18 protein-coding genes and 1 pseudogene are annotated in these 16560 nt (G+C 40.5%); 15 read left to right on the top strand and 4 right to left on the bottom strand.

Annotated features, from left to right (window positions below):
- The first annotated feature begins 16 nt into the window (after positions 1 to 16).
- The 10 genes and pseudogenes from JOC74_RS11560 (at position 17) to JOC74_RS11515 (ending at position 9060) form a co-directional block, all read left to right on the top strand.
- Positions 17 to 439 carry a GNAT family N-acetyltransferase gene (locus tag JOC74_RS11560; protein WP_053604723.1) on the top strand — a complete coding sequence of 141 codons (423 nt, stop codon included), beginning with the start codon at positions 17 to 19 and terminating at the stop codon, positions 437 to 439.
- 131 nt (positions 440 to 570) lie between these two features.
- Positions 571 to 1272: a response regulator transcription factor gene (locus JOC74_RS11555; protein ID WP_053604722.1), complete on the top strand. Its 702-nt coding sequence runs from the start codon at positions 571 to 573 to the stop codon at positions 1270 to 1272.
- A 3-nt stretch (positions 1273 to 1275) separates the two neighbouring features.
- Positions 1276 to 2337 carry a sensor histidine kinase gene (locus tag JOC74_RS11550; protein WP_082364087.1) on the top strand — a complete coding sequence of 354 codons (1062 nt, stop codon included), beginning with the start codon at positions 1276 to 1278 and terminating at the stop codon, positions 2335 to 2337.
- A gap of 96 nt (positions 2338 to 2433) precedes the next feature.
- A pseudogene (locus tag JOC74_RS11545) lies at positions 2434 to 3215 on the top strand (ABC transporter ATP-binding protein).
- On the top strand, positions 3190 to 5094 hold the full coding sequence (locus JOC74_RS11540) for an FtsX-like permease family protein (protein ID WP_053604721.1): 1905 nt from the start codon (positions 3190 to 3192) through the stop codon (positions 5092 to 5094). The pseudogene JOC74_RS11545 and the gene JOC74_RS11540 overlap by 26 nt, the downstream one beginning before the upstream one ends.
- Before the next feature lie 279 nt (positions 5095 to 5373).
- A complete protein-coding gene (locus JOC74_RS11535) occupies positions 5374 to 5703 on the top strand; it encodes a PadR family transcriptional regulator (RefSeq protein ID WP_053604720.1) in 330 nt (109 codons plus the stop codon).
- Positions 5696 to 6010, top strand: coding sequence for a DUF1048 domain-containing protein (locus tag JOC74_RS11530; protein WP_053604719.1), 315 nt, complete (start codon positions 5696 to 5698; stop codon positions 6008 to 6010). Before JOC74_RS11535 ends, JOC74_RS11530 begins: the two co-directional genes overlap by 8 nt.
- Positions 6011 to 6022: 12 nt before the next feature.
- Positions 6023 to 6949, top strand: coding sequence for an ABC transporter ATP-binding protein (locus JOC74_RS11525; RefSeq protein ID WP_053604718.1), 927 nt, complete (start codon positions 6023 to 6025; stop codon positions 6947 to 6949).
- Positions 6946 to 7713 carry an ABC transporter permease gene (locus JOC74_RS11520; RefSeq protein ID WP_376773380.1) on the top strand — a complete coding sequence of 256 codons (768 nt, stop codon included), beginning with the start codon at positions 6946 to 6948 and terminating at the stop codon, positions 7711 to 7713. Before JOC74_RS11525 ends, JOC74_RS11520 begins: the two co-directional genes overlap by 4 nt.
- Before the next feature lie 282 nt (positions 7714 to 7995).
- The gene (locus JOC74_RS11515; protein WP_053604717.1) at positions 7996 to 9060 is read left to right on the top strand and encodes a bifunctional transcriptional activator/DNA repair enzyme AdaA; all 1065 of its coding nucleotides are present in this window, start codon (positions 7996 to 7998) and stop codon (positions 9058 to 9060) included.
- A 186-nt stretch (positions 9061 to 9246) separates the two neighbouring features.
- Here the strand turns inward: JOC74_RS11515 and JOC74_RS11510 are convergent, their stop codons facing one another.
- Together JOC74_RS11510 and JOC74_RS11505 are read right to left on the bottom strand one after the other, a co-directional pair.
- The gene (locus JOC74_RS11510) at positions 9247 to 9645 is read right to left on the bottom strand and encodes a YndA family protein (RefSeq protein WP_053604716.1); all 399 of its coding nucleotides are present in this window, start codon (positions 9643 to 9645) and stop codon (positions 9247 to 9249) included.
- A 130-nt stretch (positions 9646 to 9775) separates the two neighbouring features.
- Positions 9776 to 10174, bottom strand: a complete 399-nt coding sequence (locus JOC74_RS11505) for a VOC family protein (RefSeq protein ID WP_053604715.1) — start codon at positions 10172 to 10174, stop codon at positions 9776 to 9778.
- Between the two features lie 150 nt (positions 10175 to 10324).
- Here JOC74_RS11505 and JOC74_RS11500 point away from each other — a divergent pair, with 150 nt between their 5' ends.
- Entirely contained in the window at positions 10325 to 10918 is a 594-nt protein-coding gene (locus JOC74_RS11500) for a DJ-1/PfpI family protein (protein WP_053604714.1), read from the top strand.
- 46 nt (positions 10919 to 10964) lie between these two features.
- Here the strand turns inward: JOC74_RS11500 and JOC74_RS11495 are convergent, their stop codons facing one another.
- Positions 10965 to 11534 carry a nitroreductase family protein gene (locus tag JOC74_RS11495; protein WP_053604713.1) on the bottom strand — a complete coding sequence of 190 codons (570 nt, stop codon included), beginning with the start codon at positions 11532 to 11534 and terminating at the stop codon, positions 10965 to 10967.
- 143 nt (positions 11535 to 11677) lie between these two features.
- Here JOC74_RS11495 and JOC74_RS11490 point away from each other — a divergent pair, with 143 nt between their 5' ends.
- The gene (locus JOC74_RS11490; RefSeq protein ID WP_053604712.1) at positions 11678 to 13147 is read left to right on the top strand and encodes a xylulokinase; all 1470 of its coding nucleotides are present in this window, start codon (positions 11678 to 11680) and stop codon (positions 13145 to 13147) included.
- Positions 13148 to 13284: 137 nt separating this feature from the next.
- Here JOC74_RS11490 and JOC74_RS11485 read toward each other — a convergent pair whose 3' ends face one another.
- Positions 13285 to 14205, bottom strand: a complete 921-nt coding sequence (locus tag JOC74_RS11485) for a cation diffusion facilitator family transporter (RefSeq protein ID WP_053604711.1) — start codon at positions 14203 to 14205, stop codon at positions 13285 to 13287.
- A gap of 270 nt (positions 14206 to 14475) precedes the next feature.
- Here JOC74_RS11485 and JOC74_RS11480 point away from each other — a divergent pair, with 270 nt between their 5' ends.
- From JOC74_RS11480 to JOC74_RS11470, 3 genes are all read left to right on the top strand, one after another.
- Entirely contained in the window at positions 14476 to 14727 is a 252-nt protein-coding gene (locus JOC74_RS11480) for a hypothetical protein (RefSeq protein ID WP_053604710.1), read from the top strand.
- The gene (locus tag JOC74_RS11475; RefSeq protein ID WP_053604709.1) at positions 14728 to 15537 is read left to right on the top strand and encodes an efflux permease Rv1217c-related protein; all 810 of its coding nucleotides are present in this window, start codon (positions 14728 to 14730) and stop codon (positions 15535 to 15537) included. It abuts the gene before it with no gap.
- Between the two features lie 115 nt (positions 15538 to 15652).
- Entirely contained in the window at positions 15653 to 16408 is a 756-nt protein-coding gene (locus tag JOC74_RS11470; protein WP_053604708.1) for an SDR family oxidoreductase, read from the top strand.
- Positions 16409 to 16560: the final 152 nt, after the last annotated feature.

Genomic DNA, 16560 nt, shown 5'->3' with positions numbered 1-16560 from the left:
TCATCGTGATACAGCTATAAAATTTCGCAGAGATTCTTATATTGTAAGTTTCGGTGATGATTCTTATTTTGGAGAGGATGAAGACTATGTAAAGTGGCTCCAGCTAAAAACGAAACAATTTCCTGAAGGATTCGTAATGGTCGAAGAGAACGGTGAATCTATCGGGCTGCTAGAAATGCAAGTTCGCGAATACAACGGATATCAAATAGGCTACGTCAATCTATTTTATTTGGTTCCTAAAAAAAGAGGACATGGTGCGGGGCGATATCTTTATGAGTACGCGATTAAATTTTTTAAGAAAGAAAGAGTAAAAGAATATCATTTAACTGTATCACCGACGAACAAACAAGCGATGAGATTCTATAAAAAAATCGGGATGAAGGAAATCGGTACAGAAAAAGACGGCAGGGTCATCCGGATGAAAGGAAAGATTGGGTAATCGAAAAAAGGGCTGGCTATGTTCTTGCGATGATTTCTCCATTTCGAATAGAATACAGGTCAGATGTACCTGTCTTACTTCTTTCCAACCCTTTCATCCAGTGGTATGTTTTAATAGTGAGGTGTTGGTTCGTGTACAGAGTATTAATTGTGGAAGATGATAAAAAAATTACAGAAATTTTAAAAAATCACTTAAGTAAGTATGGATACGAAGCAGAAGCTGTCATACGGTTTGACGAGATAATAAAGAAATTTGAAGAGTATGCTCCGCATCTTGTACTGCTCGATATTAATCTGCCATTCTATGATGGATTTTATTGGTGCCGAAGGATTCGAACGATTTCAAATGTGCCTATTTTGTTTATTTCTGCCCGTACCGATGATTTAAACCAAGTCATGGCAATTGAACATGGCGGGGATGATTATATCGCGAAGCCGTTTCACTTAGATGTCGTGTTAGCGAAAATTAAGAGCTCTATTCGCCGGGCATATGGCGAGTATGCGTTTCGGCAAGAGGAGAAAGAGCAACTAGACGTGAACGGATTAATTATTGATTTAAATAAAATGCAAGTCCTTTGGAAAGACGAACTGCTTTCCCTTTCTCATAAAGAATTTCTGCTGCTGATGAAGTTTGTCAAAGAAAAGCATCGGGCAATATCCAGAGATGAGCTTCTTGAGGAGATATGGGACGAGCAAACATTTGTGGATGATAACACGTTGACCGTCAATGTTAACAGACTGCGAAAAAAACTGGACGAGCTTGGATTATCACAGTCTATTGAAACTGTACGAGGCTACGGCTATCGTTTCTCTGTTCATTGGGGAGGAGAGTAGAATATGTTGTTTTCTTATCTTCGAGATAGAAGCATGATTCTGCTAGGGCTTGTTTTTTCGTATGTAGTAATGGCAGCAACGGCAATTTTAATATTCATAGAACAGGAGCTTTCTATTCCGTACGGAGCTCTTTTTTATGTGTTTTTGTTAGGTGTCTTTTTTTTAGCAGTCGGAACTGCTATTGATTATGTGAGACAGAGAAGCTTTCGCATCCAATTAAAAAAACAGCTGGAGAGCGATTCAGATCCGCTCCAATCCGGTTATGCCCTTGCTTCTGCAGAACCCTGTACAAAGGAACAGGAATGGTGGGTGGATTTGATCTTGGCGATGAATCAGAAGTATGAAGAGTCGCTGCAGCAGATGACAGACAAAGAAAAGCAGCAGCAAACTTTTACAAATCAATGGATTCATCAGATGAAAACTCCCGTCTCTGTCATATCCCTGCTTATCCAGGAAGGGAAACAGCACCCAGGGCCTGACTTTATGTATCAGCTGTTGAATGACATCGAAGAGGAAAATGAAACGTTCAGCTCAGGGCTGGATAGAATGCTGCAACTGTCAAGACTTGAGGCATTCTCCACCGATATGAAATCGGAGAAAGTGGACCTGAAGAGTTTTTTGACAGAAATCATTAATCGGGAAAAAAGGCAATTTATTAAAAGAAGAATCTTTCCGAAGCTGAACATACCAGATACGCTTATCGTATTTAGCGATAAAAAGTGGCTCGATGTTGTCATCACTCAAATATTGCAAAACGCTTTAAAGTACTCCGTACAAGGAGAGGGAAAGGAGATATGGATCACGGGGAAGGAAGAGCGGCCAAACACAATAAGTCTATCAATTACCGATTTCGGACAAGGCATCCCCGATTACGACCTGCCGAGAATATTTGATCCATTTTATACAGGAAGCAACGGAAGAACACAAAAGGAAGCAACAGGGATGGGACTTTATATTGCAAAAATGGTCTGCGATCAGCTTGGTCACCACTTAACCGCTCAATCTGAAGAGAAGCGCTTTACGTCATTAACGATCGAGTTTACAAGCCTTACATTACATAGGTGACAATTTTGTAAGAAAAGCAGATACTTTGAAAGAAAAATCGATGGGAGCAATCTCTCCTTCTTTTTATAATGAATCTATCAAAAGGAGGAATTGCAATTGACAGCCGTACTAGAAACGAAAAAACTATCAAAAACGTATCATTCGAAAAAAGGCGACCTTTCTTATCAGGCGTTGGACAACGTTACATTATCCGTTGAAAAAGGAGAATTCACAGGGGTAATGGGACCGTCCGGCAGTGGAAAAACGACTCTATTAAATCTTCTGGCCACAATCGATCAGCCAACTGGCGGAGAATTGACGATAAACGGCACGAATCCAAAGCAGTTGAAGGATTCCAAGCTTGCTTTGTTCCGAAGGAGAGAACTTGGCTTTGTTTTTCAAGATTTTAATCTCTTGGAGACATTAAATATAAGGGAAAATATACTGCTGCAGCTTGCTCTGGATAAAACAAATTTAAAGGAGATGGAACGGCGGCTCAAGGAAATTGCTGATATTCTTGAAATCAGCCATATTTTAGAGCATCGTCCGTATGAAGTGTCGGGAGGACAAAAACAGCGGGCTGCATGTGCAAGAGCAGTGATTCACCAGCCCGCGCTTGTCTTGGCGGATGAGCCGACTGGAAACCTCGATTCAAAGTCAGCCAAACAGGTCATGGATACTCTGGCAAAACTGAATCAAACGAAAGAAACAACGATATTAATGGTTACCCATGATCCGACAGCTGCCAGCTTTTGTAATCGGATGTCTTCATAAAAGATGGGAAGTTGTTTTCTGAAATTCACAAAGGTTCGAATCAGCAAACCTTTTATCAAAGTATATTGGACACCTTAAGCGTACTGGGAGGTGACTTTCATGAACATGCGAGTTATCGCCCGTAAAAATGTGCTTGGGAATCTGCAGCGTTACCTGGCTTATTTTTTAAGCTGCGTATTTTCCGTCACGATTTTCTTTATTTTCTCATCCTTTATCTTTCATCCGGATGTCAATCCCGAAAATATATACGGAGCCGGCCTGGTTGTACCCGGACTTATTTCTTGCTTAGTGATTATCGTTGTCTTCTCTCTTTTCTTTGTTGCTTATTCTAACTCGAGCTTCTTGCAGGTTCGGAAAAAAGAATTTGGGATGTTGTCGCTTTTCGGAATGACAAAAAGTCAGCTGAGACGGCTCGTCTATTATGAACAAACGGCCATTTCACTCGTTGCTATTATTGCGGGAATAGGTGTGGGATTGTTGTTTACGAAGCTGTTTTATTTAATCATGAGTGCCTTTTTAGACATGAAAGTGCCGATATCCTTTCAACTAGTTCCAAAAGCATTGATGTTAACAGCGATTGGCTTTTTCGTATTGTTCCAGTTCATGACGTTTTTTTCGTTTTTTCAAATCAAAAAATCCCAAATCGTTGATCTGCTCTCAGCCAGACAAAAGCCAAAGCCGATGCCGAAGTTTTCGAAATGGCTTGTGTTTCTGTCCGTTTTATCCCTGGCATCCTGCTACTATCTTGCCTATACAGCGGGAATCATGAAGATGCTGATCCGAATGTTTCCGATTCTAATCTTAGTTCTAATCGGCAGTTATTTCTTCTTTACGCAAAGCAGTGTGGCCTTCATTCGAGCGCTGACAAAAAGAAAGGCAAGTTTTTATAAAGGGACAACGATTATAACTCGTTCCAACAATTTGTTTCGGATAAAAGATCATGCGGTCATGTTGTTTTTGGCAACTATTATTACTGCAGTTATTATGACGGCCTCCGGTGTTATTTTCATGTTTTACACAGACTTGAAAAATCAAGTTGAAACAACGTCTCCTCAGGCGATAGGGTGGGTGGAGCACCATGCTGATACGTTTCAGGCACTGAAACCAAAAGATGTTGAGAAGGAGCTGGAGCAAGCTGGTGAAAAAATCGCCTACAAGGTAAATGAGCTGGCCATACCGATCACTTTTGATTCTGATTCTACAGGAATGATGATTGCGGAATCGAGTTACAACAAGGTGGCAAAGGAAAAGGGTTTTGAACAAGTAAAACTTAAGAAAGGGGAAGCCTTTTTTAACTTTCCTTACCCGTACGTAAATATGGAAATTCTTCCGATCGGTAAGAAAGCTGAGATACAGATCGGCAAGGAACACGAGACATTTTTGATAAAACCGCAAAGCAATGAAGGAGTTCTGGTACCGCAAGGAAGGGCAAGTACGCTGCTTATTGTTCCTGATAACGAATTCAAAGAAACTCTGGCAAAGATACCCGAACATGAGCAAGTGCGTTTAATGGGGTACGAGCTAGAAAACTGGGAAGGAGCAGTTGAGGTATCTGAAAAACTTGAGAAGATGGTGGCGGATGATCATCAAACCGCTTTTCTGGCTAGAGCACCAGGATATCAAGTATTTAAGAAAGCCCTTGCATTAACCTTGTTTCTTGGATTGTTTGTCAGCTGCTTGTTCTTTGTAATTCAAGGTAGCTTCCTGTATTTGCGCTTGTTTACGGAGGTGGAGGATACAAAGATCCAAATGCTTGCTTTACGGCGCATGGGTGTCACGAAAGAGGAAATGAAAAAAATCCTTAGCAGACAAATTAGCTTTTTGTTCTTTATTCCGTTTATCGGTGGAGCGATTCATGCCACATTTGCGTTTAAGTCGTTAAGCAACATGCTCGGCTCGAATCTTCTAGTTGGATCACTCACTGTTTTCGGTATCTATTTCGCTTTTCAGCTTGCTTATTACGCTGTTACGCGATATATCTATGTGCGAACAGTTTTGAGATAAAGTTTTGATATTGAGTTGTGCCGTATAATAAAACGAAATACTTAGAATAAGTATATCGAGCAATATAGAGAAGACCGATTTCCGTATTTAAGTTGAGAAATCGGTTTTTTCATTATGTAACCACATAAATAGCAGTGACAAATGCATAGTCAGAGTAAGTGTTAAATTTTTTTTATAAAAATCCTAACAAATGTCCTTGACACTCCATCTACTTAGTAATATTATGTAGTAGTACTTAGTGTTGTTAAGTACTGATGGAGATGGTAATAAGGAGGAGTTATGAAAGAATTAACTGAAATGCTCAAAGGTGTTTTGCAAGGTATTGTACTTCAAAAGATTCAGGAAGGAGAAACCTACGGATATGAAATTACAAAGTACCTAAATGATTTAGGCTTTGAGGATATTGTGGAAGGAACGGTTTATACAATCCTTCTGCGAATAGAGAAAAAAGGTCTCGTGGAAATTGAGAAGAAGAAATCAGAACTTGGGCCAATGAGAAAATTTTACACGTTGAATGCTAACGGAGAGCAGGAGCTCATAAATTTTTGGCAACGATGGTCATTTATTGAACAAAAAATGAACGAAATAAAGGGGAAAAGAAATGTTTAAAAAATTTCTTCAAGAAAAACGGGAATATCGTAAATTTAGAAAAAGAATAAATGAACTGCCTGATGAACATAAAAAGGCGATGATTGCGATTGAAAAATATATGTGGATGTTTGCTAAGGGAAGCGGTATGTTCGAATATTTAAAAAATATATTAGAGATGTTTGAGGATAGTGCAAAAGAGGGCTTAAGTGTACGAGATATCGTTGGGAATGATATAGCAGAATTTGCCGATTCATTCTTAGCTGAGTTCCCGGAAGAAACTTGGATAGATAAGGAAAGGAAAAAATTGAGAAATTCGATTAAATAAGGGGGTAAAACGATGAGTTCAACTGTGATGGAAATTAAAAATGTAAAAAAGAGTTTTAAAGGAAATGAAGTATTGAAAGAAATAAATATCACTGTGAATAGAGGTTCCATCTATGCCTTATTAGGACCTAATGGCGCTGGGAAAAGTACACTCTTAAAAATTATTACTGGACTTCTAAATAGTGATAGTGGAAGAGTGACAATTAATAATATAAATGTTGCAGAAAACCCAACGGCTGTACAAAAGTTATTTAGTTTTAGTTCACAAAATACAACCGTCGACGGTGTACTCACTGGTTATGAAAACTTAGTTTTAATCGCAAAATTGAGACATGAGCCTAATCCGAGAAATGTCGCTTTAAACTTGTTGAAAACCTTTAGGCTGATTGATGCAAAAGATAAAGCTGTTTCAAATTATTCAGGAGGCATGCAACGCCGGCTTGATTTAGCAATGAGTTTAGTTGGAGATCCGGAAATCGTTTTTCTAGACGAACCTACTACTGGACTAGATCCAAGCAGTAGACTCGATCTTTGGAATAAGATTAAAGAGTTGAAGTCACAAGGGAAAACAATCTTTCTAACGACGCAATATTTAGATGAAGCGGATTATTTGGCTGATAAAATTGTGTTTTTGCACGATGGCAAAATAATAGCGACTGGAAGTCCAGATGAAATGAAACGTATAGTGGGAGAAAACAAATTATTTATTGAATTTAATAATATCCTAGATCTCGAGAAATCATCAAAACTTTTACAAATATACTCTCCTCAACAAACGAATAGCTGCGAACTCTCCATTAATTTAACAGAGGAAATAAAGACCACTTTGAATATTTTCAGTATTCTAACTAATGAAAAAATTGTAATTAAGAGCTTCAAAATGATTACCCCGACTCTTGATGATGTTTTTATGACACTTACGAAAGGAAGAAAATCATGAATATGAAACAATATATTGGAGACACTCTTGCACTGTCTAATCGAATTATGAGGCATAATATACGGAGTATTGACACTTTATTGACAGTTATTGCCATGCCTGTTATGATTCTTTTAGGAATGGTTTATGTATTTGGCGGAGCTATTCAAATTCAAGGAGTTTCCCAAGATGAGTACATTAATTACGTACTTCCTGGAATCTTATTAATCACGATTGCCAGCGGTTCAGCCTACACCTCTTTACGGATTAACTTAGATAAAACTTCAGGCATGTTTGACAGGTTTAAATCAATGCCTATCTCAAAATCAGCTGTATTAGGAGGTCAGGTTATAGCTTCCGTTATCTTTATGTTAGTTTCAATTAGTGCCGTTCTATTAGTAGGATTTCTTATAGGATTTAGAAGTAGTGCAACATTTTCTGAATGGCTTCTTGTGGGATTATTACTTGTTCTGTTTTCTCTCACAGTAACATGGCTTTCGGTACCTTTTGGATTGGCTGCCGGAAGTATTGAAGGGGCTAGTTCTTTCTCTTACATCTTATTGGGGATGCTTTTTGTCAGCTCCGCATTCGTTCCTGTAGACGGGATGCCAAAGATCGTGGGCATTTTCGCAGAAAATCAACCAATGACACCGATAATTCAAACAATCAGAAATCTATTGAATTCAAATGTCGTTGGTAATGACTTGTGGGTTTCCATTGTTTGGATGGTAGTGATAATCATTCTATCTTATGTAGTGGGAATACGGGTTTATAAAAGAGTATAATCTCAAAAGTATCATTAACAGGCATAAATTGTCGCTCTCTTATCATCATGCAGAAATAATACTGCTTTCAGACCGTCTGAAAGGTGATTTGACCCAGTATGCTTTGTATAATGCGTCTTTTTAGTTTTTACAAAAATAGGAGTATCATCGAATAAAGTGAACCTTATCATTTATTCCTGCTGTCAGGATTCTTTAAAAAATCAATGCCTGATTTTCGGCGGCAGCTGTTTTCTATAAGAGCTATAATCAAAGGGTAAGCTTAGTTAAGAGGAGGCAAAGCCCGTGCTAACGTCCGATAAAAAAGAATTTTACGAAGCATTGCTTGATAAAAAAACAGAATATGAGGGCATTTTTTACGTGGGGGTCAAGACGACAGGTGTTTTCTGCCGTCCGACATGTCCGGCGCGTAAGCCAAAATTCGAGAATTGTGAATTTTTCGAGACGGCTCAGCAAGCCCTTCTTGCTTCTTTTCGTCCTTGTAAACGTTGTCGTCCGCTTTCTCATCCCAATCATGTTTCAGAGCTTGTGCGAACGCTTGTAGAAGCAGTTGAGGAAAACCCGGAGAAGCGGTGGAAGGATAAAGATTTTCAGGAATTATCCGTAGATGCTTCAACCGCCAGACGTCAATTCAAAAAGAGATTTGGAATGACTTTCGTTGAATATGCAAGGGCACGCCGTATGGGTCTGGCGATGAAACAAATCAGGGTGGGTGAAACGGTAATGGACGCCCAGCTTTCAAGCGGATATGAATCGAGCAGCGGGTTTAGGGATGCTTTTTCCCGTATTATGGGAGAGGCGCCGGCTTTGGTGGAAAATAGCAGTGTCTTAAAAGCATCATGGCTGGATACGAAGCTTGGCCCGATGATAGCAATCGCAGACGAGGAATTTTTGTTTCTTTTGGAATTTGTTGATCGCAGAGGTTTGGAACGTGAGGTAGAACGATTGAGAGAAAAGACAAAATCAGCGATCATACCAGGGCGCACGCAGCCGATCAACTTGATTGAAAAAGAGCTGACTCAGTATTTCAATGGTGAATTAAGAGAATTCAAAACGCCTTTAGCGTTACTTGGATCGCCTTTTCAGAAGAGTGTCTGGCATGAACTGAAAAAAATACCAATCGGACAAACAGCTTCTTATTCAAGAATCGCTGAATCAATTGGCAATCCCTCTGCCTTCCGGGCTGTGGCACGGGCGAATGGTGCAAATCAGCTTGCCATAATTATTCCTTGTCACCGTGTGATCAACGCAAATGGCGAATTGGGCGGCTATGGCGGCGGGCTATCCCGAAAAAGATGGTTAATTAATCATGAAAAACTGATAAAAAAAGTGTTATCAAAGTCGCGCTAACCAGGACAAGCTCTTTTACGCAAAGTAAAAGAACATTTTCGTATGTTTGAATCCGGCTTGAACCACAAGAGCCACTGTGATAGGTAACTTTGATTTCTATTGCCTTTTTGCGAGAAATCATAGTGAATGAAAAAGCAGACAAAAATTAAGAGGATGAAGATTTCTCTTCATCCTAGGCATCCCAAATCAATCATAGAACCATGCGAATGATTCTCCACTGGAGTATTTTTTTAAATAAAATTCGGCTTGGTCATCGGTCCCATCAACAAACCCGCCGATATCTTTGTAGACATGACAGCCGTTTGAATCGAAATCATTACTTCCTGCTGTTTTAAAGTAGACGCCAGTTTTTACTTGATCGTCTGGATTATACGGATCTTCTTCAAATAATTGATAATAACCTGGTTTGCTTTCAGAACTGAGACAAATTTTATAATCTCCGCCGCCAGAAGGCCAGATGTCTGACTCATCACTAAATCTGTCTCCGCCTAATAAATCCCATTCTCCTGCTGCAGCAGTCGCTGTCCATAACGGTACGATGGAAGCAAACAGTAAAACGAGAAAAAATATATGGATTCTTTTCAATTCCCCAAACCCCTTCTTTTTTTATGTTTAATTCATTGAAAAGTATACCTATCTTCGAGTGTTAATTTCATAATGAATTTGACATATTTTTTTCATAATGAATTTGACATATTTTTGATGGGGTCATAAGCTATTCTATCTCTGACCAAGGGGCAACCAACTCAACTTTGATTCGGTCGGGATCCTCGAAATAGACGGCATAATGCTGCGGACCTCCCGCGTATGGTTGCTTGTCCTCGTATAAGATCGGGATTCCTTTTTCCTTTAATTTTGCAGTCATTTGATCGACGTGTTCAATCGATCTTGCATGAAAGGCCAAGTGGTTAAGCCCGACTCTGCACCTGTGGTACGGAACATCCTGATATTTTTCCTTTGCCTGAACAAAGACGAGATATGTATCCCTGTATTTCCAACTCGCACCTTCGTCCCATTTCTGAAACAGTGAATAATCAAGGTCATCGAGGAGCCAGCTCCAAAAATCAATGCTTTTCTCTAAATCTGAAACATAGATTTCGATATGGTGCAGCAAATAAACACCTCCAGCTTAAACAATCGTTTGATTAAACCAATTATAGAACAAGTGTTCCTGTCATTCAAGGTGAATTTGATAAATTTAGAAGGGTTTGAAACATAGATTGAGAATTATTAAATAAAGAACATCAGAAAGAGAGGGAAGGATATGGCACAGCAATGGAACGTTGGAATTTTTCTGTTTGATGAGGTAGAGGTTTTAGATTTTGCCGGACCGTTCGAGGTGTTTTCTGTCACAGCTTTGGATGACGGATCGAAGCCTTTTTCTGTGAAAACCATTTCTGAAAATGGAAATATGGTATCAGCAAGGAATGGATTAAAGGTTCAACCTGATTATCGCTTGGATCAGATGCGGGAAATAGATATCTTGATCATTCCGGGAGGCTACGGAGCAAGAGTAACAGAAATACATAATGAGCATGTTATCGGATGGATATCTAATCAAATGGCAAAGGTGAAGCTGATGGCCTCAGTTTGTACAGGGGCGTTCCTTTTAGCAAAAGCTGGGCTGCTGAACGGAAAAAGAGCAACAACGCATTGGGCGAGCATTGAACAAATGAAAAAGGATTTTCCGGAGGTTAGCGTCCAGCAAAATGTAAAATTTGTAGACGAAGGAAACATCATCACGTCAGGAGGGATTTCCGCCGGAATTAATATGTCCTTTCACATTGTGAAGCGTCTGTTAGGAGAAAAGACAGCAAAGGAAACTGCCAGACGGATGGAATATGATATAGAGATTTGAACGATATTGAAAAAAGCTCAAGAGGGTTCTTGAGCTTTTGGCCGGATTAACCAATCCATTTCGTATACGATTCAAAACTCGTTTTCTTCGGTTCCTTTGGATCAATGTCCGGGTAGCCTAAGTAGATAAATCCGACAACCTGGCCGTTATCAGGAAGGCCGAAAAATTCCGCCACTTTTTTGTGGTAGCAAATATCACCAGTTCTCCAAACCGCACCTAAACCTTCTGCGTGTGCGGACAAAAGCATGTTTTGAACAGCAGCGTGTACAGCAGCGAATTCCTCTTGCACGATGACTTTTGGATTGTCGCTAGGTTCCACGCCAACTGCGATGACAACAGGTGCGCGCAATGGGTTTTTTCTGTTTTTATCTAGTCTGACTTTGTTTTCTTCGGTTTCCGGATCGTCCATCGTATCCTTTACTATATCCGCTAATACATCACCGAGCTGAAGCCTGCCTTCTCCTTGAAGGACAAAAAACCGCCATGGCTCTGTGCGAAAATGATTCGGCGCCCAAACAGCTGCATCCAGAATTTTTTCAATCAACGCTTTAGGCACTTCATCTTGTTTTACTTTTCCTATGCTTCTTCTGCTTTTAATTGCCTCATATAATTCCATTTCGTCACCCTCTTTTCTTTTTCAATCCCCAATACTTATCATAAATCAAAACGCCTGAGAAAGAAATTGTTAGCCAGTATGATTCATAAGAATGGGAAAGCCAGTGCTATAATGAATGAAAATGAAAGCGAGGAGGAACGGGAATGTCGTGGGTTTCAGCCTTTGATATAGGGACCACTTCCGTAAAAGGAATTTTAATAAGTAAGGACGGAAGCATAAAGGGAGAAAAAACATATCCTCTTCAAACGTATTATGGAGTGAATGGAGAGATTGAACAGAGTCCGGAAGAATGGCGGGACGGAATCATAGAGATCTGCCGTTATTGGATGCAGAATGTAAAGGTTGAACCTGAAGACATTAAAGCTATTACATTTAGCGGCCAGATGCAGGATTTGATTTTTGCTTCGCGGCTTCGAGTTCCTCGTGCAATTCTTTATTCTGATACACGAGCGAAATCCGAAGCGGAGAGGATTAACCTTGAAATTCACCAGTTAACCGAGATTGCAAACAATCCGATTGATGCGTCTTCGCCATTTGCCAAATGCTTATGGATGCAGTCTCATCAGCAGGAAATTTACGAGAGCTGCGAAGCTTTTTTGTTTAGCAGTAAGGATTATTGCATTTATGAGCTGACGAATCAGCTGGTAACAGATCCTGTCACAGCTGCGACAACCGGGATGATGAATCTCAGAAAAAAAGAATGGCAAAAAGAGTGGCTTGGCAAATTTGAAATCCCGATCGCCAAAATGCCGGATATCCGCTATCCTGATCAATTAGCCGGTCACGTGACAAAGCGGGCCGCTGAGCTTACTGGATTTATGGAAGGGACGCCCGTCCTCTCAGGCAGTGGTGATGCTGGTGCTACGACAATCGGAGCAGGAGCCGTTAGAGAAAATGACAGCTATCTTTACCTTGGAACAACAGGGTGGGCAGCGACTGTACAAAAAGAATTTGGAGAATCAGGAGATTTTATGTTTACCCTGTCACATGTACTTCCCGATTGCTACATATCGATTGCCCCACTATTAAATGTCGGAAATGTATACCTATGGGCGGGGAAAACCTTCGCAAATGGAATGGATGAACTGGAACAATTGATTGCTGAATCACCACCGGGAGCTAACGGTCTGTTCTTTTTACCTTATTTAAATGGAGAAAGGTGTCCGGTTAATGATCCAGATGCAAAAGGGATCTTTTATGGGATGACGATACATACCAAAAGAGCTGATTTTGCACGAGCTATTGTCGAAGGTCTCTGCTATTCCTATCGCCAAATTATGAATCTCGTAATGAACGACAGACGTCCTGCCTCAATTACAGTAATTGGCGGCGGAGCTAGAAGTAGAGTGTGGTGCCAGATCACAGCCGACGTGCTCGGGACTGAGGTTCATGTTCCCGAAAATAGTGAATATCTTCCGGCTGTCGGTGCGGCTTCAAACGGATTTTGCTACCTCGGCTGGGTCAGGAATTATGAAGAATTTGCCGACAGGTTTATAAAGGCAGATCGCACCAATGTATACAGTCCTCTGAATCAACAGATCTATCATAAAGGGTTTGAGACTTATGAAAAGCTATATCCCGCTTTTTGTTTGACACATCCTCCGATCTCATAGTGTTCTCGCGATTATTTCGGTTAGACGCACACAGCTGGAGAGGGAGCCGTATTCCTTTGCCTCTAGACTGCAAGAAGTTATGTTTTCATTTCTAAATAGAAAAAGGCTGCTATTGTCATAAGACTAAAAGCAGCCGCTTAGTTACAATGATCTTCACCGCAGCATGACCCGCCATCTTTATCAAGCTGAATCGTGGTATGCTTCAGGTGAAATTGCTGTGAAAGCATGACCTGAGTTTTTTCTAATAGCAGCTGATGGGAGAAATTTTCTTCAACGACCATATGGCAGCTAAGTGCTGGGAAGTCTGAAGAAATCGACCAAATATGCAAATCGTGAATACTCTTTACTCCATCCATGGCTAGCAAGGAATTTTTCACTTTTTCCACATCGATTTGTATTGGCGTCCCTTCCATAAGAATATGAAATGAATCCTTTAAGACCCGATAACCGCTGATCACGATAAGAAGGGCAACCAAGACACTAGCAATCGGATCCGCGTAACTCCATCCGAAGAACATAATAAGCAGGGCAGCAGCTATTGCACCGACAGATCCGAACAGATCTCCTAACACATGGAGAAATGCACTTCTTACGTTTAAATTCTCATCTTTGTCCCCCCGCATTAAAATGTAGGCGGCACAAACATTGACAATAAGACCAATGAAAGAAACGACAAGCATTCCGGAGCTGATCACTTCAGCCGGCTGAAGAATTCGTTGATACGCTTCCCAAAAAATATAAAGAGAGATAAGAAGCAGCGTCAAACCATTCAGAAAAGCAGCTACAATCTCAAAGCGCCGGTAGCCAAAGGTTTTGGAGAAGGAAGCCTTTCTTTCTCCGAAGACCATTGCAAAGTAGCTCAATCCAAGGGCAGCTGCGTCACTAAGCATATGACCAGCATCGGACAGCAGTGCAAGGCTGTTCGTAAGAAGTCCGCCGATGATCTCGATGATCATGTACGAGGCGATAATTAGAAAGGAAAGCCTTAATGCTGATTTGTTGGTGCTAGAATGATGACCATGACCATGGTGATGATCATGACTGTGAGAATGTCCCATGAAATACACTCTCCTTCCTATATATGAATGTATGATCATATATATTATTTCATGTTTGCTAAAAGTGTTCAATAGATTTCTTCAGCCTTATAGTGTAACCAATTACTGTTTCATAATGCCGTGCAATATCAATGTTTCTAACTCCAGCTTTACCCGTGATAAGTCCTTTTCTTCAACCATTTCAAGGACTTGCCCCATTGCATTTTGCCAGATGGTGAAATAAAGCATGATGGTGTCGATTGATACATTCGGATTATTCTCAATGATGAGATGACGGTATTACAGGCACATAAGCATCAGCAATTTCATATCACCCTTGCTAATTCGAATTCGGCTGATGCCCTCGTCCAAGAATTCCATCAGTCCGTGCGAATTGACCCTGTCCGAGTGTCTGTTTCCTTGCAGGGTGATCCGAACAGCATGGTAAGAACTCTTGCAAAATACGATATCAAAGGATTTACGATGGAAGAGGAAAGCTTGGAGAAAATTTTTATGAACCATTATGGAAAAGAGGCTATGTAAATGAATGGAGCATTGTATTGGTTTATGATGAAGACCGGGTGGAAATCGCTTTTAGGGTATACGGGAGGGGCGATCCTGTTGGTCGCCTCCTTTGTTGCTCTATTTCCGACAATGGCAGACTCCAATCAGCTTGATCAACTGATCCAACAATATCCCCCAGCTTTGCAGGAGGCATTTGGATTAAGTTTGGGGATGGACACACTCGTCACATTTCTGGCTGTTGAGCATTATAGCTTAATGTTCCTTCTTGTTCTCGGTGCCTACGTGATTTTCACGTCCAATCGCTTAATGGCAAAGCTGGTTGACCGGGGAAGTATGGCTTATATATTAGCCACTCCTGTCTCAAGAACGAAAATCGCGATCACTCAGGCTCTTGTATTGCTAAGCGGAGTTCTTGTTATCATAGCGGCAACTGTGGGAGCGGCTTTTCTAAGTTCGATTATTTTTGCTCCGGATTCTGAATTTGGCAGTGTCGCCGGATTTTGGCGGCTGAATTTCATAGGTTTGTTGTTATTCTTTGCTGTGTCGGGCTACTGCTTTCTTTTCTCGAGTCTTTTTGGGGATGAAAGGAAGATGCTGGCTTTTTCATCTGGTTTAACCCTGTTGTTCTATGGGTTGGATATGATGGGAAAAATTACGGAAGATGTAGAATGGCTACGTGATTTTACGATCTTTTCGCTGTTTGATTCAAGCAAGTTAATCGAAAGCAGAGATGACCTGGCTGTAAATACGATTATTCTTGGTGCAGTTGCGTTGGTTACGTTTGGATTAGCCGTATTGGTGTTTAGAAAGAAAAGTTTGTCGTTGTAAATGATGAATCGAAACCGTCTTTGGCGGAGTGCGAACACCTCTCCATATTTTTGGGGAGGTGTTATTTTGTTTTAATTGAATATTATTAGTTGCAGGGTAGAGGGGGAGGATTGTTATGAATAAAGGGAAGAAATCAATAGCAGTTGTAACTGGTGTAAGCCATCCTAAAGGAATAGGAGCCGCAATTTGCCGGAAATTAGCAAGTGTGGGCACAGATATTTTCTTTACTCATTGGAGCAGCGAGGTAGAGTGGTCTCAATCTTTTTTAAAGGAGATAAAAGAATTGGGAGTACGCTGTGAAGGTTTAGAGATTGATTTATCAGACGTTGAGGCATCTGTTAAACTACTTGACACTGTTACTGCCGAATTAGATTTCCCATCTATTTTGGTTAATAACGCTGCACACTCTGTAAGAGATGGATATGAACATTTAGATGCGAAAACTTTGGATGAGCATTATTCAGTAAATATGAGAGCGGCTTTTCTCCTTTCCGTTGAATTTGCTCGGCGTTTTAAAAAATTGAATCGATCATCTGGAAGGATTATTAATATGACCTCAGGACAGGACATTGGCCCAATGAGGGAAGAATTGGCTTATGCAGCGACCAAAGGTGCAATTTCAGCCTTTACACGTTCCTTATCAGCAGAACTCGCACCATTAGGTATTACGGTAAACGCCGTTAATCCTGGCCCTACGGATTCGGGATGGATGACAGAAGAGATAAAGCAAGTGCTTTCGCCGAATTTTTTACTAGGACGCGTTGGAAAACCGGATGATGCAGCTCGTCTGGTGGCATTCCTTGCAAGTGAAGAAGCTGGGTGGATAACTGGACAAGTCATTCATTCTGAAGGGGGATTTTTACGAAGCTGAGAAATTATTATTCGATAAGTTTTTTTCGGTTGTCAGTAATCTACATTTGTGATAGGATAAAAGAGAACAAATGTTCGATGTGATTTATGAGAATAGCCTGCAATATAAATATGAAATATGTATCTGTTTTTTGTCGGATTGAATTGTTAGAA

It is taken from the genome of Bacillus capparidis (assembly GCF_017832095.1).
Lineage (GTDB): Bacteria > Bacillota > Bacilli > Bacillales > Bacillaceae > Bacillus > Bacillus gobiensis.
Note: the sequence above shows the minus strand (reverse complement) of the source record. Positions and strands in the feature narration are given on the sequence as shown.

Excerpts from the sequence above, each read along its gene's own strand:
- JOC74_RS11550 (WP_082364087.1), top strand. The coding sequence starts at position 1,276 with ATGTTGTTTTCTTATCTTCGAGATAGAAGCATGATTCTGCTAGGGCTT.
- JOC74_RS11540 (WP_053604721.1), top strand. The coding sequence starts at position 3,190 with ATGAACATGCGAGTTATCGCCCGTAAAAATGTGCTTGGGAATCTGCAG.
- JOC74_RS11535 (WP_053604720.1), top strand. The coding sequence starts at position 5,374 with ATGAAAGAATTAACTGAAATGCTCAAAGGTGTTTTGCAAGGTATTGTA.
- JOC74_RS11530 (WP_053604719.1), top strand. The coding sequence starts at position 5,696 with ATGTTTAAAAAATTTCTTCAAGAAAAACGGGAATATCGTAAATTTAGA.
- JOC74_RS11525 (WP_053604718.1), top strand. The coding sequence starts at position 6,023 with ATGAGTTCAACTGTGATGGAAATTAAAAATGTAAAAAAGAGTTTTAAA.
- JOC74_RS11520 (WP_376773380.1), top strand. The coding sequence starts at position 6,946 with ATGAATATGAAACAATATATTGGAGACACTCTTGCACTGTCTAATCGA.
- JOC74_RS11500 (WP_053604714.1), top strand. The coding sequence starts at position 10,325 with ATGGCACAGCAATGGAACGTTGGAATTTTTCTGTTTGATGAGGTAGAG.
- JOC74_RS11495 (WP_053604713.1), bottom strand. The coding sequence starts at position 11,534 with ATGGAATTATATGAGGCAATTAAAAGCAGAAGAAGCATAGGAAAAGTA.
- JOC74_RS11490 (WP_053604712.1), top strand. The coding sequence starts at position 11,678 with ATGTCGTGGGTTTCAGCCTTTGATATAGGGACCACTTCCGTAAAAGGA.
- JOC74_RS11485 (WP_053604711.1), bottom strand. The coding sequence starts at position 14,205 with ATGGGACATTCTCACAGTCATGATCATCACCATGGTCATGGTCATCAT.
- JOC74_RS11480 (WP_053604710.1), top strand. The coding sequence starts at position 14,476 with ATGACGGTATTACAGGCACATAAGCATCAGCAATTTCATATCACCCTT.
- JOC74_RS11475 (WP_053604709.1), top strand. The coding sequence starts at position 14,728 with ATGAATGGAGCATTGTATTGGTTTATGATGAAGACCGGGTGGAAATCG.
- JOC74_RS11470 (WP_053604708.1), top strand. The coding sequence starts at position 15,653 with ATGAATAAAGGGAAGAAATCAATAGCAGTTGTAACTGGTGTAAGCCAT.